22 protein-coding genes are annotated in these 21,362 nt (G+C 74.5%); 18 read left to right on the top strand and 4 right to left on the bottom strand.

Features of this window, described 5'->3' with window-relative positions:
* Positions 1-10: 10 nt before the first annotated feature.
* From BUE37_RS03405 to BUE37_RS03325, 17 genes are all read left to right on the top strand, one after another.
* Positions 11-430, top strand: a complete 420-nt coding sequence (locus BUE37_RS03405; RefSeq protein WP_073418645.1) for a flagellar hook capping FlgD N-terminal domain-containing protein — start codon at positions 11-13, stop codon at positions 428-430.
* A gap of 43 nt (positions 431-473) precedes the next feature.
* Positions 474-1,718 (top strand): flagellar hook protein FlgE, encoded by a 1,245-nt coding sequence (locus tag BUE37_RS03400; RefSeq protein WP_073418644.1) that lies wholly within the window; start codon positions 474-476, stop codon positions 1,716-1,718.
* A gap of 373 nt (positions 1,719-2,091) precedes the next feature.
* Positions 2,092-2,400 (top strand): flagellar FlbD family protein, encoded by a 309-nt coding sequence (locus BUE37_RS03395; protein WP_073418643.1) that lies wholly within the window; start codon positions 2,092-2,094, stop codon positions 2,398-2,400.
* 3 nt (positions 2,401-2,403) lie between these two features.
* Positions 2,404-3,174 (top strand): motility protein A, encoded by a 771-nt coding sequence (locus tag BUE37_RS03390; protein WP_073418642.1) that lies wholly within the window; start codon positions 2,404-2,406, stop codon positions 3,172-3,174.
* A gap of 19 nt (positions 3,175-3,193) precedes the next feature.
* Positions 3,194-4,174, top strand: coding sequence for an OmpA/MotB family protein (locus BUE37_RS03385; protein ID WP_073418641.1), 981 nt, complete (start codon positions 3,194-3,196; stop codon positions 4,172-4,174).
* Entirely contained in the window at positions 4,171-4,659 is a 489-nt protein-coding gene (locus BUE37_RS03380) for a flagellar basal body-associated FliL family protein (protein ID WP_073418640.1), read from the top strand. The genes BUE37_RS03385 and BUE37_RS03380 overlap by 4 nt, the downstream gene beginning before the upstream one ends.
* A gap of 127 nt (positions 4,660-4,786) precedes the next feature.
* Positions 4,787-5,755, top strand: a complete 969-nt coding sequence (locus tag BUE37_RS03375; protein WP_245794267.1) for a flagellar motor switch protein FliM — start codon at positions 4,787-4,789, stop codon at positions 5,753-5,755.
* Positions 5,752-6,504: a flagellar motor switch protein FliN gene (gene fliN / locus BUE37_RS03370; RefSeq protein WP_073418639.1), complete on the top strand. Its 753-nt coding sequence runs from the start codon at positions 5,752-5,754 to the stop codon at positions 6,502-6,504. The genes BUE37_RS03375 and fliN overlap by 4 nt, the downstream gene beginning before the upstream one ends.
* A 5-nt stretch (positions 6,505-6,509) precedes the next feature.
* Positions 6,510-6,905, top strand: a complete 396-nt coding sequence (locus BUE37_RS03365; protein WP_245794377.1) for a FliO/MopB family protein — start codon at positions 6,510-6,512, stop codon at positions 6,903-6,905.
* Positions 6,905-7,723 carry a flagellar type III secretion system pore protein FliP gene (gene fliP / locus BUE37_RS03360; protein ID WP_073418637.1) on the top strand — a complete coding sequence of 273 codons (819 nt, stop codon included), beginning with the start codon at positions 6,905-6,907 and terminating at the stop codon, positions 7,721-7,723. The genes BUE37_RS03365 and fliP overlap by 1 nt, the downstream gene beginning before the upstream one ends.
* Positions 7,720-7,995: a flagellar biosynthesis protein FliQ gene (fliQ, locus tag BUE37_RS03355; protein WP_073418636.1), complete on the top strand. Its 276-nt coding sequence runs from the start codon at positions 7,720-7,722 to the stop codon at positions 7,993-7,995. The genes fliP and fliQ overlap by 4 nt, the downstream gene beginning before the upstream one ends.
* Positions 7,996-8,000: 5 nt before the next feature.
* Positions 8,001-8,765 carry a flagellar biosynthetic protein FliR gene (gene fliR / locus BUE37_RS03350; protein ID WP_073418635.1) on the top strand — a complete coding sequence of 255 codons (765 nt, stop codon included), beginning with the start codon at positions 8,001-8,003 and terminating at the stop codon, positions 8,763-8,765.
* On the top strand, positions 8,765-9,913 hold the full coding sequence (locus tag BUE37_RS03345) for an EscU/YscU/HrcU family type III secretion system export apparatus switch protein (protein ID WP_073418634.1): 1,149 nt from the start codon (positions 8,765-8,767) through the stop codon (positions 9,911-9,913). The genes fliR and BUE37_RS03345 overlap by 1 nt, the downstream gene beginning before the upstream one ends.
* Before the next feature lie 167 nt (positions 9,914-10,080).
* On the top strand, positions 10,081-12,111 hold the full coding sequence (gene flhA, locus BUE37_RS03340) for a flagellar biosynthesis protein FlhA (RefSeq protein WP_073418633.1): 2,031 nt from the start codon (positions 10,081-10,083) through the stop codon (positions 12,109-12,111).
* Positions 12,092-14,974, top strand: a complete 2,883-nt coding sequence (locus BUE37_RS24715) for a hypothetical protein (RefSeq protein ID WP_073418632.1) — start codon at positions 12,092-12,094, stop codon at positions 14,972-14,974. Before flhA ends, BUE37_RS24715 begins: the two co-directional genes overlap by 20 nt.
* A complete protein-coding gene (locus tag BUE37_RS03330; protein ID WP_073418631.1) occupies positions 14,971-15,216 on the top strand; it encodes a hypothetical protein in 246 nt (81 codons plus the stop codon). Before BUE37_RS24715 ends, BUE37_RS03330 begins: the two co-directional genes overlap by 4 nt.
* Positions 15,217-15,380: 164 nt before the next feature.
* Positions 15,381-16,301, top strand: a complete 921-nt coding sequence (locus BUE37_RS03325; RefSeq protein WP_083628240.1) for a type IV toxin-antitoxin system AbiEi family antitoxin domain-containing protein — start codon at positions 15,381-15,383, stop codon at positions 16,299-16,301.
* Positions 16,302-16,393: 92 nt separating this feature from the next.
* On the opposite strand, the gene phoH2 is transcribed toward BUE37_RS03325, so the two are convergent.
* From phoH2 to BUE37_RS03305, 4 genes are all read right to left on the bottom strand, one after another.
* A complete protein-coding gene (gene phoH2 / locus BUE37_RS03320; protein WP_217651107.1) occupies positions 16,394-17,689 on the bottom strand; it encodes an RNA 5'-3' helicase PhoH2 in 1,296 nt (431 codons plus the stop codon).
* A gap of 293 nt (positions 17,690-17,982) precedes the next feature.
* Entirely contained in the window at positions 17,983-18,288 is a 306-nt protein-coding gene (locus tag BUE37_RS23615; protein ID WP_175562782.1) for a hypothetical protein, read from the bottom strand.
* Between the two features lie 3 nt (positions 18,289-18,291).
* Entirely contained in the window at positions 18,292-19,509 is a 1,218-nt protein-coding gene (locus BUE37_RS03310) for a DUF885 domain-containing protein (RefSeq protein ID WP_073418630.1), read from the bottom strand.
* Positions 19,510-19,522: 13 nt separating this feature from the next.
* A complete protein-coding gene (locus tag BUE37_RS03305) occupies positions 19,523-20,302 on the bottom strand; it encodes an isoprenyl transferase (RefSeq protein ID WP_073418629.1) in 780 nt (259 codons plus the stop codon).
* 123 nt (positions 20,303-20,425) lie between these two features.
* Here BUE37_RS03305 and trhA point away from each other — a divergent pair, with 123 nt between their 5' ends.
* Positions 20,426-21,238 carry a PAQR family membrane homeostasis protein TrhA gene (gene trhA / locus BUE37_RS03300; protein ID WP_175562781.1) on the top strand — a complete coding sequence of 271 codons (813 nt, stop codon included), beginning with the start codon at positions 20,426-20,428 and terminating at the stop codon, positions 21,236-21,238.
* Positions 21,239-21,362 lie beyond the last annotated feature (124 nt).

Raw genomic sequence — 21,362 nt, 5'->3', positions numbered from 1 at the left:
GGAGCCGACGATGACCGATCCCGTGGGCGGCGTGGGCTCGACCCCCGCCACGTTCACCGCGGCGACGTCCGTGGACCGCAAGGACCAGATGGGCAAGGACACGTTCCTCCAGCTGCTGGTCGCGCAGATGCGCTACCAGGACCCGAGCAACCCGACGAGCACGACCGAGTTCATGTCGCAGACGGCGACGTTCACCCAGGTCGAGAAGCTCTCGGAGATCGCGAGCCAGAACGCCTCGCTGCTGTCGCTGCAGCGTTCGCTGTCGGCCGGCGCGCTGGTCGGCCACGCGGTCAGCTGGACCGCCGAGGACGGCACCACGCAGACCGGGACGGTCTCCTCGGTCCGCTTCGGCGGCGACGAGCCCACCGCCGTCGTCGGGGACCAGGAGGTCCCCTTCGGCCGCCTCACCGAGATCTCCGTGCCGGCCTGACCGGCCCCCACCCCGCTCTCCCCCCTCCCGAGAGGACCTCCCCGTGCTGCGCTCGATGTTCTCGGCCATCTCCGGCCTCCGCGCCCACCAGACCAAGCTCGACGTGACCGGCAACAACATCGCCAACGTCAACACGGTCGGCTTCAAGAGCTCCCAGACCGTCTTCGAGGACACCCTGTCCCAGGTCATCCGCAACGGCTCGGCCCCGACCGGCCAGACCGGCGGCACGAACCCGGCGCAGGTGGGCCTCGGCGTCAAGGTCGCCGGCATCACCACCAACTTCGGCCAGGGCTCGACCCAGAACACCGGCCGCTCGACCGACTTCATGATCAGCGGCGACGGCTTCTTCGTCACCCAGGCCGGCAACGAGACGCTGTTCACCCGCGCCGGGTCCTTCGACTACGACGGCGCCGGCAACCTCGTCACCCCCGACGGCGCGCTGCTGCAGGGCTGGATGGCGCAGAACGGCGCGGTCAACGCCAACGGCGCGATCGGCCCGCTGACCATCCCGTTCGGCCAGGTCATGAACCCCGAGCCGACCACCACCGGCAAGATCGGCGGCAACCTGTCCACGGCGTCGGTGGCCTACTCGGCCGGCCCGCCCGTCGTCGAGGCGACGCAGGTGCAGAGCCAGATCACCGCCTACGACTCGCTGGGCACCGCCCACCCGATCGCGCTGGTGTTCACCAAGCTCAACGCCACCGACTGGTCGGTCCAGGCCAGCGAGAACGGCACGAACATCGGCGCCGCCCAGACCCTGTCCTTCAGCCCGGCCACCGGCCTGCCCACCAGCGGCACGACGCTGCAGCTCACCTTCCCGGCCACCGACCTGAACTGGCCCGCGGCCGGCATCAGCATGGACCTCGGCGGGATGACCCAGTTCGGCGGCAAGACGGCGCTGACCCCCAGCGGCGTCGACGGCAACGCCATGGGCACGCTGCAGTCGATCTCGCTCAGCGGCGACGGCACGATCATGGGCGTCTACTCCAACAGCCTGCGCGAGCCGATCGGCAAGATCGCCATGGCCACCTTCGCCAACCCCAGCGGCCTGTCGAAGGCCGGCAACACCAGCTACCGGGTGGGCGACAACTCCGGCCAGGCCGTCATCGGCGAGGCCGGCACCGGCGGCCGCGGCTCGCTGACCGCCGGCGCGCTGGAGATGAGCAACGTGGACCTCGCCGAGGAGTTCACCGGCCTGATCGTCGCCCAGCGCGGCTTCCAGGCGAACAGCCGCGTCATCACCAGCTCCGACGAGATCCTCCAGGACCTGGTCAACCTCAAGCGCTGATGAAGGACCTCCCCGCCCCCCACGCCTCGGAACCTCGGCGCGGGGCCCTGCGGAGAGGCCGTTCCAGCACGTCACGGCGGCCCGGCACCCGTTCCCCGGGGTGCCGGGCCGCTCCCGTCCTGACCCGCCTCGCCGCCCGCGCGCGGACGGCGGTCCCGAGGGCCTTTGTCGCGCTGTTGGCCCCTCCCGGCGCCGGACGGCGGCGGGACGCCTGTGACGTGCGGGGACGCGGTGCCGGGTCACCCTCCGGGGTGATGCGGCAGGCCGGGTTCGGCTCAAGCAGTCCCCGCGCGGGACCGATGGTCCCTGCAGCCGGCAGTCCGCACCGCCGCGGCTGCTCTCCCCTCCCCCGAACGAGCAGAAGGACCGACCCGTGATCCGTGTGACGCGCCTGAACGGGGAGCACTTCGCGCTCAACCCCGACCTCATCGAGCGGGTCGAGGGGCACCCCGACACCGTCGTGTTCCTCGTGGACGGCACCAAGTACATCGTCCGCGAGGGCGTGGACGAGGTGCTCGACGAGATCCGCGAGTACCGGGCCAGCATCCTCGCCACCGCCTACGCGATGGACCGCGGCACCTACCGCACGACCTCCGGGCCCTCCCCGGTCTCCCCCGCGCACCCGGCCGACGACGCCCCGCGTGCCTCCGTCGTCCCCTTCCCGGCCCGCGAGGAGCGCTGACCCATGGACCCGTCCACCCTGATCGGCTTCGTCATCTCGATGGTCGCGCTGCTGGTCTTCATGGTCATGGAGGGCGCCGACCCGACCTCCCTGATCTTCCTCCCGGCGATCATCCTGGTCATCGTCGCGACCTTCGGCGCGGCCATGTCCGGCCAGACCATGTCCGACCTCGGGAAGATGGGCGGCTGGTTCAAGCTCGCCCTCATGCCGGCCAAGGTCCCGGCGGCCGCCGAGCAGATCCAGACCCTGGTCAGCCTCGCCGAGAAGGCCCGCAAGGAGGGCCTGCTCGCGCTGGAGGCCCAGGTCAAGGCCATCGAGGACCCGTTCCTCAAGCGCGGCCTGCAGATGGGCATCGACGGCACCGACCCCGAGGAGCTGCGCGCCGTCCTGGAGAGCGAGATCGCCGCCAAGAAGGCGGAGGACAAGGTCGCCGCCAAGTTCATGACCACCATGGGCGGCTACGCCCCGACCATCGGCATCGTCGGCTGCATCGTCGGCCTGATGAACGTCATGGGGAGCCTGAGCGACCCCGAGGCCCTCGGCCCGATGATCGCCGCCGCGTTCGTCGCGACCCTGTGGGGCGTCATGGCCGCCAACTTCTGGTTCCTGCCGATGGGCGCGAAGATCCTGCGCGTCAGCGAGCTGCAGGCCGCCCAGATGGAGCTGCTCGTCGAGGGCATCGCCGAGATCCAGGCCGGCACCAGCCCGCGCGCCGTCCGGCTCAAGCTCAGCGCCCTGATCCCGCCGAGCGAGGCCGCCAAGGAGGCGGCGTGACCTCCGGCGGGGCGGACTCGTGAGCGCCGGCGGCCACGGCCACGGCGGCAAGCGCCGCAAGAAGCACCCCGAGCACGAGGAGCACGAGAACCACGAGCGGTGGCTCGTGTCCTACGCGGACATGATGACCCTGCTCCTGGTGCTCTTCGTCGTCCTCTTCGCGATGAGCCAGGTGGACAAGGACAAGTTCGCCGCGCTGGCCAGCGGCCTGTCCGAGGCGTTCGGCGCCCCGGTCAGCGCGCTCAGCAGCGCCGGCACCAACTCCGACGCGCAGGTCCTCGACGCCCTCGACGCCGCCGTCGACGTGCAGATCCCGCCGGCCCCGGCCGCGGAGTCCGACGTCGACACGGCCGCCGCGGAGGCCGCCGCGCAGGAGGCCGCCCGCGTCGCCGCGGAGGCCCGGGCCGAGTACGACGAGCTCGCCGCGGCCCGCGACGCCATCGACGCGGCGCTGGCCGCCGCCGGGCGGGCCGGCACCGCGCAGTACGAGATCGACGAGCGCGGGCTGGTCGTGCACATCGTCTCCGACCCGGTGCTGTTCGGCCCCGAGGAGGCGACGCTGCAGCCCGCCGGTCGCGAGATCCTCGACGCGATCGCCCCGACCCTGGCGGCACTGCCCAACTCCCTCGCCGTCGAGGGCCACGCCAACTCGCTCCCGGTGACCCCGGGCGGGCCGTGGCCGTCGAACTGGGAGCTGTCGGCCTACCGCGCCACGACCGTCGTCCGGTACCTGGCCGCCGAGGGCGTGCCGCAGGGCCGGCTGTCGGGCACCGGCTACTCCGACACCCGGCCGATGGTCCCGGCGTCGGACGCGAACGCCCTGTCCCTGAACCGCCGCGTCGACATCGTCGTGCTGTCCGACGCCTCCGCCGAGGCCGCCGAGCTCCTCCCCGGCCTCGACGACGCCCCGGCACCGACCGCCCCCGCACCGATCGCCCCCGCACCGATCGCCCCGGCCGCCCCGGCCGCTCCGGCCGCACAGGAAGGCACGCACGAGTGAGCACCAAGACCAAGGACAAGGCCGCCAAGGACAAGGCCCCCGAGGACGGCGAGGAGGCGAAGGGCGGCGGCAAGAAGAAGCTGCTCGTCATCGTCGCGGTCCTGCTGGTCGGCCTCGGCGCCGCCGCCTACTTCTTCCTCTTCGCCGGCAGCGGCGAGGCCGAGGCGGCGGAGCCCGTGCACGGCGGCTACACCGCCCTGGAGCCCATCGCGGTCAACCTGGCCGGCGGCGGCTACCTCAAGATCGGCATCACGCTGGAGTACACCGCGGACGCGGCCGCCGGCGGGCACGGCGGCGGCGGCGTCGACGGGTCCAAGGCCCTCGACCTCATCATCTCCACCTACTCGCAGGCCCAGCCGGCCGACGTCGTGGGCGCCCGCGAGGCGCTCAAGGAGTCGCTGGAGCACCAGATCATCGAGGCCTACACCGAGGAGGGCGTCCCGATGGTCATGCACGTCTACCTGACCGAGTACGTCACCCAGTGACGCGCTGACCCCACCCGTCCCGTCCCAGCAACACCCCGGCGCACCACGCGCCACACCCTCCCCGGCTGACCGGCGGCGCCCCGCGCCGCCGGTCAGTTCGCGTTCCGGGCCCGCCGATGAGGGGACCGTGACCCGCCCCGAGAACGCGACCGTGCCCGCCGGGCACGGGCCGCAGTCGCCGGCCGTGGGCGGCCGCAGCCGGCGCGGTGCACCCCGCACCTACGACTTCCGCCGCCCGACCAAGCTCTCCCGCGAGCACGTGCGCGTGCTGCAGATCGCGCAGGAGGCGTTCGCCCGCCAGGCGACGACGGTGCTCACGACCATGCTCCGCACCGGTGCGCGCATGGAGCTCGTGGGCATCGAGCAGCACTCCTACGACGACTACGTCGCCACGCTGCCCGACCCGTCGTTCCTGACGACGTTCACCATCGAGCCGCTCGCCGGCAAGGGCCTGCTGGCCTACCCGCTCGACATCGCGATGGCCACCGTCGACCACATGCTCGGCGGGTCGGGCGCGGCGCACCAGCCCGAGCGGCCGATGACGGCGATGGAGACGACGATCATCCACTCGCTGCTCAGCCGGCTGCTGCAGGAGTTCGCGGGGTCCTTCACCCACGTCAGCGAGCTGCAGCCGGTCATCGACGGCATCGAGTACAACCCGGCCCTGGCCCAGGCCGCCGCCGGCTCCGACACCGTGATGGTGGCCCGCTACACCCTGTCGATCGGCGCCCGCGACGGCGCGGCCTCGCTGGTGCTGCCGTTCAGCTCCTTCCAGCAGGTCCTCGACGACGCGGCCTCGCCGCAGCTGTCGGAGTCCGCGCAGCGCACCCGCCAGCGCGCCGCCGAGCTGCTCTCCGCCCGCATCGAGCTCGTGCCGGTCGACGTCAGCGTCCGGTTCTCCCCGCTCGAGGTGTCCTCGGAGGACCTGCTCTCCCTCGCCGTCGGCGACGTCCTGCTGCTGCGCCACCCGCGCGACGCGCCGCTGGAGGTCACCACCAACGACGCCGTCTTCGCCCACGCCATCGCCAGCAACCACCGCCGCCGGCTGGCCGCCGCCATCGTGCCCGCCCCGGCCGGAGGGAAGGACCCCGCATGACCGCCACGCTCGACTCCCAGGCCCAGCAGGCGTCGGAGACCATCACCGCCGTCGTCGTGGCGGCCGCCACCGCCGCGGCCGCCCTCGTCCCGGCCGGCACCGAGCTGGTGCCCGCCCCGGCGGTCACCGACCCCGACGCCGTCCCGGTGCCCCCGGCCGCCACTGCGGCCGTCAGCGCCCGGCTCTCCGGCGAGATCACCGGCGACGTCGTCCTGGTGCTGTCGGCCGAGGTGGTCGAGGCGCTGGACAACTCCCCCGTCGGCCCGATGGACGTCGCCACCGCGCTGCGCCCGGCGCTCGAGGCGGCCGCGGCCACCCTCGGCCGGGTGCGCGTGGACTCCGAGCGCACCGAGGACCCGGTCACCGCCCTGGACGGCCTGCGCGACAAGGGCATGTTCGTGGCGGTCCCGCTGGTCGCCGGCACCGAGCACGTCGCGACGCTGGCCCTGCAGGTCACGCTCCCGACCGCGCCCCGCCCGCGCCGCGGCAGCCTCGACCTGCTGCGCCACGTGGCCATGGAGGTCACGGTGGAGATCGGCCGCACCCGCATGACCGTCGGGGAGCTGCTCTCGCTGCACCCCGGCGAGGTGATCGAGCTCGACCGCGCGGCCAGCGCCCCGGCCGACCTGCTGGTCAACGGCACGCTGATCGCCCGGGGCGAGGTCGTCGTCGTCGACGAGGACTTCGGCCTGCGGATCAGCGAGATCGTCACCGACGCCGCCGCGGAGCTCGGGCAGGCCCACCCGTGACGTGGATGGTCATCCGGCTGGTGCTGTCGCTGGCGTTCGTCGGCGGCGTGCTCTGGTTCGCCGCGCGCCTGGCCAAGAAGCGCGGACTGGGCTCCTCCGGCGGCCTGGTCGAGGTCGTCGCCCACCAGCGGATGGGCCGGGCCAGCACGGTGAACGTGCTGCGCATCGGCGACCGCGTGCTGGTGGTCGGCGCGACCGAGCAGCAGGTGACGCTGCTGGCCGAGCTCGACGGCGAGGCCGTCGAGGCGACGCTGGCCGAGCGGGCCGCCGCGGCGCCCGCCGAGGGCCGGCCGGCGGTCGCGCTGCCGGCCGCCGGCGGGGCGCTGTCGGGCTCGGTGCTCGACCGCGGCGCCTGGTCGGGCCTGGTCTCGCAGCTCCGCGAGCGGACGGTCCGCCGCTGATGGACCGCACCGCACCCGCGCGGGGCCCGGCACGCCGGGTCGCCGTCGTGCTGGCCGCCCTGCTCGGCTGCGCCGTCGCCGGCGTGCTGCTGGCCGGTCCCGCCGCCGCGGCGCCGACCGCGCCCACGGCTCCCACCGCCCCCGTCGTCCCCGCCGTCGACGGCGGCGTGGACATCTCCGTCGGCAACGGCAGCCCCAGCACCTCGATCACGCTGATCCTGGCGATCACCGTGCTGTCGGTGGCGCCGTCGGTTCTGCTGCTGTGCACCTCGTTCACCAAGATCGTGATCGTCCTGTCGCTGACCCGCAACGCGCTGGGCCTGCAGCAGTCGCCGCCGAACTCGGTGCTCACCGGCATCGCCCTGTTCCTCACGCTGTTCGTGATGGGCCCGGTGTTCTCCGACGTCAACGAGGTCGCGATCCAGCCCTACATGGACGGGGCGATGACCGTCTCCCAGGCCTACGACGCCGGCGTCGTGCCGCTGCGGGAGTTCCTGCTCGCCAACACCCGCGACGACGAGCTCGAGCTCATGGTCGGCCTGTCCGGCGAGGAGCAGCCCGAGGACGCCGCGTCGGTCAGCATGACCACGCTCGTGCCGGCGTTCGTCCTCTCCGAGCTCAAGAGCGCCTTCATCATCGGGATCGTCGTGTTCATCCCGTTCCTGGTGCTCGACATGCTGGTCAGCGCCTCGCTGATGGCGATGGGCATGATGATGGTGCCGCCGTCGATCGTGTCGCTGCCGTTCAAGCTGCTGCTGTTCGTCGTCGTCGACGGGTGGGCGCTGATCACCACGGCGCTGGTCGGGAGCTATTCATGACCGACGCGGACGTCACCGAGATCGCGGTGCAGACGATGACCGTGGGCGCCAAGGTCGCCGCGCCGGTCCTGCTCACCGCACTGCTGGTCGGGTTCCTCATCTCGCTGTTCCAGGCCGCGACCCAGATCCAGGAACCGACCCTGTCGTTCGTGCCGAAGATGATCGCGGTCTCCATCGCGCTGCTGGTCACCGGCAACTGGGTGCTCGCCGAGATGGTCAGCTTCACCGAGCACCTCTTCGACTCGCTGCCCCACCTCCTCGGCAGGACCTGAGCGCCATGGACCTCGAGGTCCCGGCGGTCACCCTCGCGGCCCTGCTGCTGGCCACCGCCCGGGCGGCCGGCTTCGTCCTGGTGGCCCCACCGTTCAACACCCGCGCCGTCCCGGGCCCCGTGAAGGGCGCCCTGGCCCTCGCGCTGTCGGTCGCGCTGATCGACCGCGTGGCCCCCGGGCTGCCCGAGCCGACCACCGGGTTCCTCGTCGTCACCGCCGTCAGCGAGGTCGCCATCGGCGCGGCCCTCGGCTTCGTCGTCCAGCTGTTCTTCACCGCGGTCCAGTTCGCCGGCGAGCTGCTCGACGTCACCGGCGGCTTCTCGCTGCAGCCGGCCTACGACCCGCTGGCGATGACGATGAACTCCACCATCGGCCGGCTGCACTACCTGCTCGCGACGACGCTGCTGTTCACCAGCGGCGGCCACCTCATGCTGGTGCGCGGCTTCGCCACCTCCTACGAGGGCCTGCCGGTGAGCGGCGGCTTCCCGTCGGACTCCATCGGCGAGGTCGTGCTGACGGCGTTCTCCGCGATGTTCCTGGCCGCGCTGCAGATCGCCGGGCCGATGGTCGCGGTGCTGCTGCTGGCCGACGTCGCGCTGGCCCTGCTGTCGCGGGCGGCGCCGGCGCTCAACATCTTCGCCTTCGGCTTCCCGGTGAAGATCCTGCTGACCCTGTCGCTGCTGGGTCTCACCTTCCCGCTGCTCCCGACGGCGCTCGACGCGCTCATCGAGCAGGCCACCCGGGCCATCGTCGGTCTGCGGAGCGGCTGATGGCCAAGGACGGCCCGGGAGGTGAGAAGACAGAGAAGCCGACTCCCAAGAAGCTCAAGGAAGCCCGCAAGGAAGGGCAGATCCCCCGCACCCAGGAACTGGGCACCTGGGCGGGGGTGGCGGTCGCCAGCGCGCTGCTGCCGATGCTCGTGGGCGACGCGTTCGACGCCGTCGGCCGGCTGTTCGTGCAGGTCGGCGTCGTCGTCGACGACCCCGAGGCCGCGAAGGTGTCCCCCCTGCTCGGCCAGGCGCTGTCGGCCTTCCTGACGACGGTGCTGCCGGTCGCGATCGCGCTGATGCTGGTCGGCGTGCTGTCGTCGGCCGCGCAGGGCGGGGTGACGGTGTCGGCCAAGGGCATGAAGCCGACGCTGAAGAAGCTCAACCCCTTCCCCGGCATCAAGCGGATGTTCGGCACGCAGGGCCTGTGGGAGGCGGCCAAGGCCGTCATCAAGACCGTCGCGCTGGCCACCGTCGTGGTGGTCACCAGCGACCGGGCACAGGCACTGGTGTCGGCGTCGGGGGCGCTGCCGCTGTCGGCGGTGGCCGCCACCGTGGCCGACTGCGCGGTGCTGATGTTCCGCGTCGTCGCCGTCACCGGGTTCGTCATCGCCGTCGCCGACTACGTCGTCGTCCGGGTGAAGACCATGAACAAGCTCAAGATGAGCAAGTACGAGATCCAGCAGGAGCACAAGAACTCCGAGGGCGACCCGCACGTCAAGGCGCAGCGGAAGTCGGTGGCGCTGGCCATGTCGCGCAACCGGATGATGGCCGAGGTCGCCGAGGCCGACGTCCTGCTGGTCAACCCCACCCACGTGGCCGTGGCGCTGAAGTACGACCCGGAGAAGGGCGCCCCGCGGGTCGTGGCCAAGGGCGCCGACGAGATCGCCGCGACGCTGCGCGAGCGGGCCGCCGAGGCGCGGGTGCCGATGGTGCAGGACATCCCGCTGGCCCGGGCGCTGCACGCCTCCTGCGACCTCGGCCAGGAGGTGCCGCCGCAGCTGTTCACCGCGGTCGCGCGGGTGCTGGCCTTCGTCATGCAGCTGGGCTCGCGCGGCGTGCGCGGCGGGTTCCACCGGCCGGGCTTCGAGGCGCCCGACGTCGAGGGACTCCCGAAGGCCGGCCGCCGGAGGGCACCGATCGCGAGCTGACCCCCGCCTCCCCCCAGGCACCGGATCCGTTCCCCGCGTCCCGCGACCCCGGACGTGCGGGAGGGATCCGGTGCCTCGGCGTGCCCGCGGGTGGGACGGCTGTGACTGGTGCGCCGTCCGCGGTCGGCCGCGCTCCCCCGGCTGCCGATGGGGAGTCCGTGCGAGGGATGACCAAGGCCGCGGTGCCGATCGGCGTCGTGGCGATCGTCCTCATGCTGGTCGTGCCGCTGCCCGCGGCGGTGCTCGACCTGCTGCTGGGCTTCAACATCACCGCGGCGCTGCTGATCCTGCTCGTCTCGATGCAGATCAAGCGCCCGCTCGACTTCGCCGTCTTCCCGTCGCTGATCCTCATCGCGACGCTGTTCCGCCTGGCGCTCAACGTCTCCTCGACGCGGCTGGTGCTCAGCGACGGCTACGCCGGCAAGGTCATCGAGGCCTTCGGGCACTTCGTGATCGGCGGCTCGCTCGTCGTCGGCCTGGTGATCTTCGTGATCCTCACGATCATCCAGTTCGTCGTCATCACCAACGGTGCCGGCCGCGTCGCCGAGGTCGGCGCGCGGTTCACCCTCGACGCGATGCCCGGCAAGCAGATGGCCATCGACGCCGACCTCAACGCCGGGCTCATCAACGAGGCGCAGGCCCGCAAGCGGCGCACCGAGGTGACCAGCGAGGCCGACTTCTACGGCTCGATGGACGGTGCCTCGAAGTTCGTCAAGGGCGACGCGATCGCGGCCATCATCATCACGCTGATCAACCTGATCGGCGGCTTCGCGATCGGGATCATGCAGAACGGCATGCCCGTGGGCGAGGCCGTCTCCACCTACTCGCTGCTGACCGTCGGCGACGGCCTGGTCTCCCAGATCCCCGCCCTGCTGCTGTCCACCGCGACCGGCATCATCGTCACCCGCTCGGCCTCCGACGGGGACATGGGCAGCGACCTGCTCGGCCAGCTCGGCCGGTTCAAGCAGCCGGTGCGCATCGCCGGCGGCGCGGCACTGGCCCTGTGCCTCATCCCGGGCCTGCCCAAGCTCCCGTTCCTGCTCATCGGCGGCCTGTTCCTCCTCATGGCCGCCCGCATGCAGGAGGCCCCGGTCGAGGACGAGCTCGCCACGGTCACCCCGGCCGACGACGAGCCGAAGCCCGACTCCCCCGAGGCGATCGCGGAGCGCATGCGGGTCGACCCGCTCGAGCTCGAGGTGGCCTTCGACCTCGTCGACCTGGTCGACACCGCCCGCGGCGGCGACCTGCTCGACCGCGTCAAGGCGCTGCGCCGGAAGGTCGCGATGGAGACCGGCCTGGTCATCCCGCTCGTGCGCACCCGCGACAACCTCGACCTGCCGGCCTCGCAGTACGTCATCTGGCTCAACGGCGTCCCCGCGGCCAAGGGCACCTCGCCCGCCGGCACCGTGCTGGCGATCGGCGACGCGCTCGACGGCCTGCCCGGCCGCCCCACCCGCGAGCCGGTGTTCGGCCTGCCCGCCAAGTGGGTGCCCGCCGAGCTGCAGCGGCAGGCGGAGATGGCCGGCGCCACCGTCGTCGACCGCTCCTCGGTCATCACCACCCACCTGGCCGAGGTCGTGCGCCAGCACTCCGCCGATCTCCTCGGCCGCGAGGACGTCCGGGTGCTCGTGGAGATGGTCCGCCGCACCCACCCCGTCGTCGTCGAGGAGCTCACCCCGGCGCTGCTCACCCTCGGCGAGGTGCAGCGGGTGCTGCACGCGCTGCTCACCGAGAACGTCTCCATCCGCGACCTGGTGCGCATCTTCGAGGCGCTGTCGCTGCGGGCGAAGACGTCGACCGACCTCGACGGCCTCGTCGAGGCCGTGCGCTCCGCGCTCGGCCCGGCGATCAGCCACCCCTACGTCACCCCCGACGAGCGGCTGCACGTGCTCACCCTCGAGCCCGCGTTCGAGCAGCGGCTGCTCGAGGCGGTCCGGCACAGCGACGGCGGCCAGGTGCTGGCCCTCGACGCCGGCTCCGTCGACGCGCTGGTCACCGGGTGCACCGGGCTCCTGGAGCAGGCCGAGAGCCTCGGCCTCGCGCCGGTCCTCGTGTGCTCGCCCCAGGTCCGCGCCGCCCTGTCCCGCCTGGTCCGCCAGGTCCTGCCCCGGCTGCCGGTGATCTCCTACACGGAGGTCTCCCGGACGGCCCAGATCGAGTCCCTGGGAGTGGTGAGCGGTGCCGTTGCCATCCGTTGAGGCGGCGACCCCCGAGGCCGCGGTCGCCGCGGCGCGCGAGCGCTACGGCAACGCCGTCCGGATCGTCGGCGTCCGCCGCATCCGGTCGGGCGGGGTCCTGGGCTTCTTCGCCACCGAGCGCTTCGTCGCCGAGGTGGAGGACGTCGAGCCGCCGCGCCGCACCCCCGCGTCGCGGTCGGAGTCGGCCCGCCGGATCGAGGCCGCGCTGAGCCGCGACCCCGGCCCGCTCGCCGACACCGGCGCCTTCCTGCGCGCCACCGAGATGCACCGGTCCCGCCCCGCGGCGGCCCGGCCCGCGGCGGTCCGGCCCACCGCGCGCCCGGCCACGCTGCCCGACCCGGTCGACGAGGTCGCCGGCCTGCTCGGCGCGGCGACCGGCGGTCCCGACGTCGACCTGTACTCCCGGTCCTCGGTCGGCGCCGCCCGGCGTCCCGCGGCCCGGCCGGCTGCCCGACCCGCTCCCCGCACCGCCGCCGCTCCTGCCGCTGCGCGCCCCTCCTCGGGCACCGCCGCGTTCCAGGCGGCACCCGCCGCCGCCCCGGCCGCCGCCCGGCGCCCGGCCCGCACCGCGGTGCGCCCGCCGGCGACGCCGGCCGAGCCCGCGGGCCCGTCGCTGTTCACCGCCGCGCTCGCCCAGGTGGTCGCCGGCGACCGCGAGGTGCGGGAGGCCGTCGACGACGCCGTGGCCGCCACCGCCGCCGCGTCCGCCGCCGAGGCGCTGCGCGCGCTGCACGCCACCGCTGCCGCGCTCGCCGCCGAGCCCGACCCGGTGGTCGAGCCGGAGCCGGCCCCCGCCCCGGCCTCGGTGCTGCGCACGCCGGCGTCCGCCCCCGCCCCGGCGCCGGCGATGCCGCTGGCCGCCGCCCTCGCCGCCGCGATGGCCGCCCCGCGTGCCGCCGCCCCCGCACCTGCCGCTGCTCCCGCGCCGGTCGCTGCTCCCGCTCGGGCTGTCGCGCCGGTCGCCCCGGTGGACGCTCCCGCGCCGGCGCCGGTCGTCGAGGAGCCGGTCGCGGTCGCCTTCGAGGAGCCCGTGGCCGAGGCGCCCGCCCCGGTCGTCGAGGAGCCCGCGGTCCCGGCCGTCGAGGTCGTCGCCGAGGTCGAGGTCGTCGCCGAGGTCGTGGCCGACCCGGCCGCCGAGGACGTCGCGGTCGAGGACGTCGCCGTCGAGCGGTCCGTCGCCGACCTGGACATGTGGGCCGACCCCGCGCCCGCCCTAACCGCCGTCGCGACCCCGGTCGTCCCGGTCGCCGCCGCCCCGGTCGCGGAGCCCGCCGTCGCGGAGGTCGCCGTCGCGGAGGTCGAGGAGCCGACCGTCGCGGACGCGTCCGACGAGTCGCTCGTCGCCGAGCTGCTCGGTGACCGCCCGGCCGACGAGCTCCCGGTCGCGGAGGTCCCGCTCGAGGAGCCCGCCGTCGAGCATGCCGCCGTCGAGGAGCTCCCCGTCGAGCAGCCCGTGGCCGAGGTGGCCGCCCTCGAGGTCGCCCCGGCCGACGACTACGCCACCGACGTCCTCCCCGCCGTCGTCGCCCTGCCCATCGAGGTCCCGGCGCCGCAGCCCGTGGCGACCTGGTCCGACGCGGACCTCACCGGCCCGGTCACCGGCCGCGAGGAGGCCATCGCCGAGGTGCTGCGCGCCGCGCTGGCGCACGACACCCCCGACGACGCGCTCACCGACATCCTGCGCGGCGTGCTCGCGAGCGCCTCCACCCAGGGCGGCGTGCACCGCGGCCGGCCCCCGGTGCCGGCCACCGCCCAGCGGATGGACCGCGAGCCGGCGTGGGTCGAGGCCTCGGCCGAGAGCGACGAGTGGGAGGTCGAGGCGGTCGAGCAGCCCGCGATCGAGGCCGCCACCGAGGTGCTCGCGCTGGCCGCGACCGCCAGCGACCCGGCGCCCCTGCCGCTGGACTCCACCGCCGTCCTGCCCCCGCTGTCCCTGCTGCCGCCGCCCACCCCGGGCACGGAGCTCGCCGTGCCGCGCCTGCTCGGCCGCCCGCCGGTCCCGCCGGCGCGCCGCGGTCTGCCGCCGGTGCCCGGCCAGGCGGTCGCCCGCGTCGCGGCACCGGGCCGTCCCGCCGGGCTGGCCACGGTCACGCGGCTGCCCGTCGACACGCGCGCCGGCCGGGTGCTCGTCCCGTCGGTGCGCGAGCGCGGCCTCGCCGGCCGCGAGCTGGTCGACCCGCGGATGGTCGAGGCCGCCGGGATCGTCGCCCGGCTGCGCGGCCTCGGCGTCCCCGAGGACCTGCTCGCCGGCACCTTCGCCGCCGACGTCGCCGCGGGCGGCACCTACGCGGCGCTGACCCGGGCGCTGCGGGGCCTGCCGGCCGCGCCGTCGGCCCCCGCGGGCGCCGGCGAGGTGCTGCTGGTGGTCGGCCCCGGCGTGGAGACGCTCGCCGCGGCCCGGTCGCTGTCGGTCTCGATGCGCCTGGACCCCGACCGGCTGCAGTGGGCCACCCGCGGCGACCTCGCCGCGCTGGCGCCCGAGGGCAGCCGGATCACCTCCGTGGACACCGCGCTCGAGCGCAAGCAGGACGCCGCCCGGGCCGGGACGCCCACCGTCGTCGCGGTGGACGCCCCGATGCGGGCCGCCGGGCGCACCTGGCTCGAGCAGGTCATGGCGATCTTCTCGCCGGCCGCCGTCTGGGCCGTCGTCGACGCGACCCGCAAGCCGGAGGACGTCGGCCCGTGGCTCGACGGTCTCCCCCGCGTCGACGCGCTCGTCGTCCAGGACACCGACCTGACCGCCGACCCCGCCGCCGTGCTGGGCCGCACCACCGCGCCGGTCGCGCTGCTCGACGGCGTCCGCGCCACCGCGCACCGCTGGGCGTCGCTGCTGTGCGAGCGGCTGGAGAGCGCTGAGGCATGAGCCCGCTGCGCTGGGACGTGCTCGCGGTGGGGCTCGTGCTGGCCCTGCCGGTGCTCGCGATGGGGATGCGCGGCGACTTCTCGGCCGACGAGGTCGCCGTCCGGCTGCCCTGGTGCCTGCTGGCCGGGTGGGGTGCGGTGGCGCTGCTGCGCTGGGCGGCGACGCCGCCCAGCCCGGCCCCCGCCCGCCGCCGCGCGGGCGCCCCGGGCTCCGCCGACCCCGAGGACGCCCCCACCCCCTGACCACCCGGCTCCCCGTGATTGCCGGTGTTCCTCGCGCGTTGCCGGTGCTGCAGGACCGGCGATGCGCGAGGAACGCCGGCGATGCTGCGTCCACAACGCGCCGGGACGTCCACCGTCGTCGGACGGACCACGTGCCGAGGACGATCCGGCGGGACGGTCGGCACATGACGCCCGACCACCCTCCGCCACCCGTCCTGCGCCGCAGCCTCGTCGCCCACGGGTGGAGCGACGACGAGCTCGCGCGGGCCCGCCGGTCCGGCACCCTGTCCCGCGTCCGCCGCGGCGCCTACGTCGACGGCCCGGTCCCGCCCGATGCCGTCGTCCGCCACCGCCAGCTGGTCCAGGCCACCGTCGCAGGGCTGCGGCGCGCGGCCGTCGTGAGCCACGAGTCCGCCGCCGTTCTGCACGGGATGACCACCTGGGGCCTGCGGCTCGGGCGGGTGCACGTGACCCGCCGACCACCCGCCTCGAGCGACGCCAGCCGCACGCTCCGCTGCCACGTCGCCTCGCTGTCCGACGAGGAGACGGTCCTCGTGGACGGCCTCGCGGTCACCGACGTCACCCGGACGGCGCTGGACCTCGCCCGGTCGGTACCGCTGGAGGTCGCGGTGGTGGTCCTCGACACGGCGCTGGCTCGGCGGCTCGTGCAGCGCGAGGACCTCGACGCCGGCCTCGCCCGGCTGGCCGGCACCCGCGGGAGCAGACGGGCGGCCCGCGCGGTGGCCCTGGCCGACGGACGGAGCGAGAGCGTCGGCGAGAGCCGGAGCCGGGTGCTGCTGCACCGGCTGGGCCTGGCGCCCAGCGGCCTGCAGCACCCCGTGCACACCGCCGACGGCGTCCTGGTCGGCCGGGCCGACTTCGTGTGGGAGACCGAGAAGCTGCTCGGGGAGTTCGACGGGCGGGTGAAGTACGGCCGGCTGCTGCGGCCCGGGCAGGACCCGGGCGACGCCGTCTTCGAGGAGAAGCGGCGCGAGGACGCCATGCGCGCGGAGGGCTGGGGCATGGTCCGCTGGACCTGGGACGAGATCGACGGCGCGATGGCCACCCGGGTCGGCCGGGCGCTGCGCCTGCGCCGGGGCATCTGACCGCACTGCCGGGGTTCCTCGTGCACTGCCGGTCCTGCAGCACCGGCAGTGCACGAGGAACGCCCGCAATGCGGCGGCGGGCAGCCCCAGCGTCAGAGCGGGAGGTCCTCCAGCATCTCGGTGACCAGGGCGGCGATCGCCGAGCGCTCCGAGCGGGTCAGCGTCACGTGCGCGAACAGCGGGTGCCCCTTGAGCTGCTCGACCACCGCGGCGATGCCGTCGTGCCGGCCGACCCGCAGGTTGTCCCGCTGCGCCACGTCGTGGGTGAGCACCACCCGCGAGCCCGAGCCCAGCCGCGACAGCACGGTCAGCAGCACGCCGCGCTCCAGCGACTGCGCCTCGTCGACGATCACGAACGAGTCGTGCAGCGACCGCCCGCGGATGTGCGTCAGCGGCAGCACCTCGATGAGGTCGCGGGCGGCGATCTCCTCCAGGACCTCCTTGGACACCAGCGCGCCGAGCGTGTCGTAGACGGCCTGCGCCCAGGGCGACATCTTCTCGCCCTCGCCGCCCGGCAGGTACCCGAGCTCCTGGCCGCCGACGGCGTAGAGCGGCCGGAAGATCACGACCTTCTTGTGCGCCCGCCGCTCCATCACCGACTCCAGGCCCGCGCACAGCGCCAGCGCCGACTTGCCGGTGCCCGCGCGCCCACCGAGGGAGACGATCCCGACGTCGGGGTCGAGCAGCAGGTCCAGCGCCACCCGCTGCTCCGCCGAGCGCCCGTGCAGCCCGAACGCCTCGCGGTCGCCGCGCACCAGCCGCACCTGCTTGTCCGGCGTCACCCGGCCCAGCGCCGACCCACGCGAGCTCAGCAGCACCAGCCCGGTGTGCGCCGGCAGGTCCGCCGCGGCGGGCACGAACGCCTCGCCGGTGTCGTACAGCGCGGTCAGCTCGGCGTCGTCCAGGGACAGCTCGGCCATCCCGGTCCAGCCGGCGTCGACGGCGTCCAGCGCGCGGTACTCGTCGGTGTCCAGGCCGACGGCGGCCGCCTTCACGCGCAGCGGCACGTCCTTGGTGATCAGGCAGACGTCGCGGCCCTCGGCACGCAGGTTCAGCGCGACGACCATGATCCGGCTGTCGTTGCTGTCGTTCCGGAAGCCCGCCGGGAGCACCGAGGCGTCGCTGTGGTTGAGCTCCACGTGCAGCGTGCCGCCGGCCTCGCCCACCGGGACCGGCGCGTCGAGCCGGCCGTGGGTGACCCGCAGGTCGTCGAGCATCCGCAGCGCCTGCCGGGCGAACCAGCCCAGCTCGGGGTGGTGCCGCTTGTCCTCGAGCTCCCCGATGACGACCAGCGGCAGCACCACGTCGGCGTCGCCGAAGCGCAGCAGCGCGCGCGGGTCGGACAGCAGGACCGAGGTGTCGAGGACGTACGTGCGGCGCAGAGTCACGAGTCGTCTCCCCTGGGGCGCACGGCGCGCCCCGGCTCCGAGGTGGCCGGGACCCGGCACAGGGGCCGGGTCGCGGCCCCCCTGGTCGACGAGATCGTCAGCACCAACCGGGCCTCCCGCGGACGGCGGGGCGGGCCCGTCGTCCACTGCGGACGCTAAGGCCACTCACCGACAGGAGCGCGGTGTCCCACCCTCCGGAAACGCACTGTTCACCCGGAGGGGTACCTCCCGTCCCAGCCGTCCCAGGGGTCCGGCCGTCCCGTGGACGACGGCGGGCGGCGGCGGACGGCGGCTCACCAGGTACCGCGGTCCCGGGCGTCCGGCGGGCGGGGCAGCGGCCGCGACGCCGGCAGCTCCCAGGTCGGCGGCGGGCCGCCCTCGTACGGCACGTCCCAGCGGTCGTCCTCGGGCTGCGGCCGCCGGGGAAGGCGACGGCGGGGGCGCAGCGCCACCAGCGCCCACAGCGCCGGCACGAGCAGCACCGGCCACTGCACCGACAGGTCGCCGATCCACAGCAGGCCGGCGAGCAGCAGCCCGAACAGCCAGCCGGCGGTCCACAGCCCCAGTGCGCGGGCCTCCCGGGGATCGCGGCGCGGCACGGCTCAGGCGGCCGACAGCTCGGCGGCGACGACGGCGGGGGTCAGCGGCTCGTCGAGCAGGCGCACGAAGCGGTCGGCGACGTCCTGCTCCTCCGGCCGGGCGGCCAGCCAGCGGTGCAGCAGGTCGTAGCCCTCGACGTAGGTGGTGATGTAGGCGCGCCACAGCGGGTGGGTGAGGAACCGCAGCTGCTGGCGGGCCCGGTCGGGGCTGACCAGCGACCACCGCTGGATGTAGGCGGCGACCTCGTCGGCGTCGGCACCGCGGTCGTGCAGCAGGACGGCGGCGTCCTGGCGCACCCGGTTCAGCGGCGCGCTGGCGGCGGCGATCCGCTCGGCCAGGTGCCCGTCGAAGCGCAGCCCGAGGTCGCCGAGTACCTCCGCCGACCAGGTCCCCCACCCGTCGCCGACGGCGGCGTCGACGCCGAGGTCGGCCAGCCCCTCGGCCATCAGGCACTCCGGGGTGTTGACCAGGAACACCGTGTGCTCGAGGTGCCCGGCGCGCTCGACCAGCCCGCGCTCCTTGCGGCAGTGCTCGGTGTGGTGGCCGGGGTAGGACTCGTGCGCCACCAGGTGCACCAGCTGGCTGAGCCGGTGCGGCAGGTCGGCGTTGATCGCGACCCGCGAGCGGTAGTCGCCCTCGTAGTAGTTGAAGCCCGACCACGGCTTGTCGGTGACCACCTCGTAGCGCACCGTCTCGGCCTCGGGCAGCCCGTAGCGGCCGCGCACCCGGTCGCGCAGCGCGCTGGACAGGGCGTGCACCGCCGCGTCGAGCCGCTGCGGCGGGCACTCCTCGCGACGACGGTGCGCGGCGTACCGCTCGGCCAGCGTGCCGTCGCCCGGCAGCAGGGTCTCGAGCTCGGCGTGCGCCGCGGCGTAGGCGGCCGGGTCGCCGAGGGTCAGGTCGACCTGGAAGTAGCTGCGCACCTCGTCGAGGAAGCCGACCGGCTCGCCGCTCATCTTCCGGGCGGTGCACTCGAGCCCGGTGAGCTGGCCGCGCAGGAACGCGGCGCGGTCCTCCGGCAGCCCGGCGGCGTCCAGCTCGCGCAGCAGCCCCCGGGCCTGGTCGCGCAGCCCCTGCGGCGTGGGCGCCGGCTCGCTCTCCACCTCGGCGCGGATCCGCTTCTCGCCGGTGTAGGCGTCGACGAAGCCGGCCTCCAGCCGGTCGAACCGCAGCCCCAGGCGCACGTACTCGAGAGGGACGTCGACCGTGCCGGGTGCCATGCGCCCGAGTCTGTCACCCACCGAAGCGGCGGTGCCGCGCCGCGTAGGCCCGCAGCGCGCGCAGGAGGTCGACCCGGCGGAAGTCGGGCCAGTAGACGTCGGTGAAGTAGAACTCCGAGTGCGCCGTCTGCCAGAGCAGGAACCCCGACAGGCGCTGCTCGCCGCTGGTGCGGATGACCAGGTCCGGGTCGGGCTGCCCGCGGGTGTAGAGGTGCTCGGCGATGTGCTCGACGTCGAGCACCTCGACCAGCTCGTCCAGCGACGTCCCCCGGCTCGCGTGCTCGGCCAGCAGTGAGCGGACGGCGTCGGCGATCTCCCGCCGTCCGCCGTACCCGACGGCGAGGTTCACGTGCGCGCCCGGGCGGCCGCGCGTCGTCTCCTCGGCCTCCTTGAGGACGGCGACGGTCTCCGCCGGGAGCAGGCCCAGCGCGCCGACCGGGCGCAGCTGCCAGCGGCGGTCGGGCGCGGACAGGTCCTGGGCGACGCCCTCGATGATCCGCAGCAGCGGCGTCAGCTCCGGCTCCGGCCGCGACAGGTTGTCGGTGGAGAGCAGGAACAGCGTGACCACCTCGACGCCGGCCTCGTCGCACCAGCCGAGGAACGAGGCGATCCGGTCGGCGCCGCGGCGGTGCCCGGCGTTCGGGTCGAGGAGCCCGGTGGCCTTCGCCCAGCGGCGGTTGCCGTCGATGATCGCGCCCACGTGACGGGGGACGTCGGCACCCACCAGCTGCCGGGCCAGGCGACGCTCGTACATCTGCGTCAGGACGTCGCGGACCCACTGACGCGCCCCCACGGCGCACACAGTAGGCCCCCGGGACGCCGCCGTTCCGCAGGCCCGTCCGGCCTGCGGCGTTGCCGGGGACGTCACAGCCGCATCCCGGTGCGGCCGGACCTACGCCTCCGTAACCTCGGAGTCGTGACCGCTCCCGAGGACCGCCAGCCAGTCCGGGTGCGGGCCGACGACGGGGCCGAGATCGAGGCGCCCCGCGGCCCCGCCGTCGCCGCCGTCCTCGAGGAGGGGCAGCGGGTCGAGGACACCTGGACCGCCGCCGACTTCGACGACGACGACTGGGACCACCCCGACACCCGGCCGCGGATGCGCGGCTGGCTGCACCTGTTCGCGTTCTTCGGCGCGATCGTCGCCGGCGCCGTGCTCATCCCGCTGGCGTCCGTCCTCGGCGCCCGCTCCGGGTTCTCCGTCGCCGTCTACTGCCTGACGATCTGCGGGCTGTTCGGCATCAGCGCGCTCTACCACCGCCGCCGCTGGTCACCGCGCGGCTGGAAGATCATGAAGCGGCTCGACCACTCGATGATCTTCCTGTTCATCGCGGGCACCTACACGCCGTTCGCCCTGCTCGCCGTCGACCAGCCGCTGGGCTGGTGGGTGCTGGCCGGCGTCTGGGCCGGCGCGCTGGCCGGCGTCTGCCTCAAGCTCACCTGGCCGACGGCGCCGCGCTGGGTCGGCGTGCCGCTCTACATCGGCCTGGGCTGGGTCGCCGTCTTCATCCTCACCGACATCCTGCACATCGCCGGGGTGACGTCGCTGGTGCTGCTGGCGGTCGGCGGCGTCCTCTACACCGTCGGCGGCATCGCCTACGCGATCAAGAAGCCGAACCCCTGGCCGGGCACCTTCGGCTACCACGAGGTCTTCCACGCGATGACCATCGTGGCGGCGATCTGCCACTACATCGCCGTGTACTTCGCGATGTACAACAGTCCTTTCGTCTGAGCTGTGACATGGCGGTCCTCCGGACCGCACCGCGGCCAGGTGCCGTTCCCCTGGTGCGCGGAGCCGTCCCCGACCGGCGTCGGGGGACCCTGCGGGCCCCCGCTCCGCCGGTCCGCGGCTGTGC

Source organism: Geodermatophilus nigrescens, assembly GCF_900129495.1.
Classification (GTDB): domain Bacteria; phylum Actinomycetota; class Actinomycetes; order Mycobacteriales; family Geodermatophilaceae; genus Geodermatophilus; species Geodermatophilus nigrescens.
The sequence above is the reverse complement of the archived record's forward strand: the minus strand, read 5'-3'. Positions and strand labels throughout refer to the sequence as shown.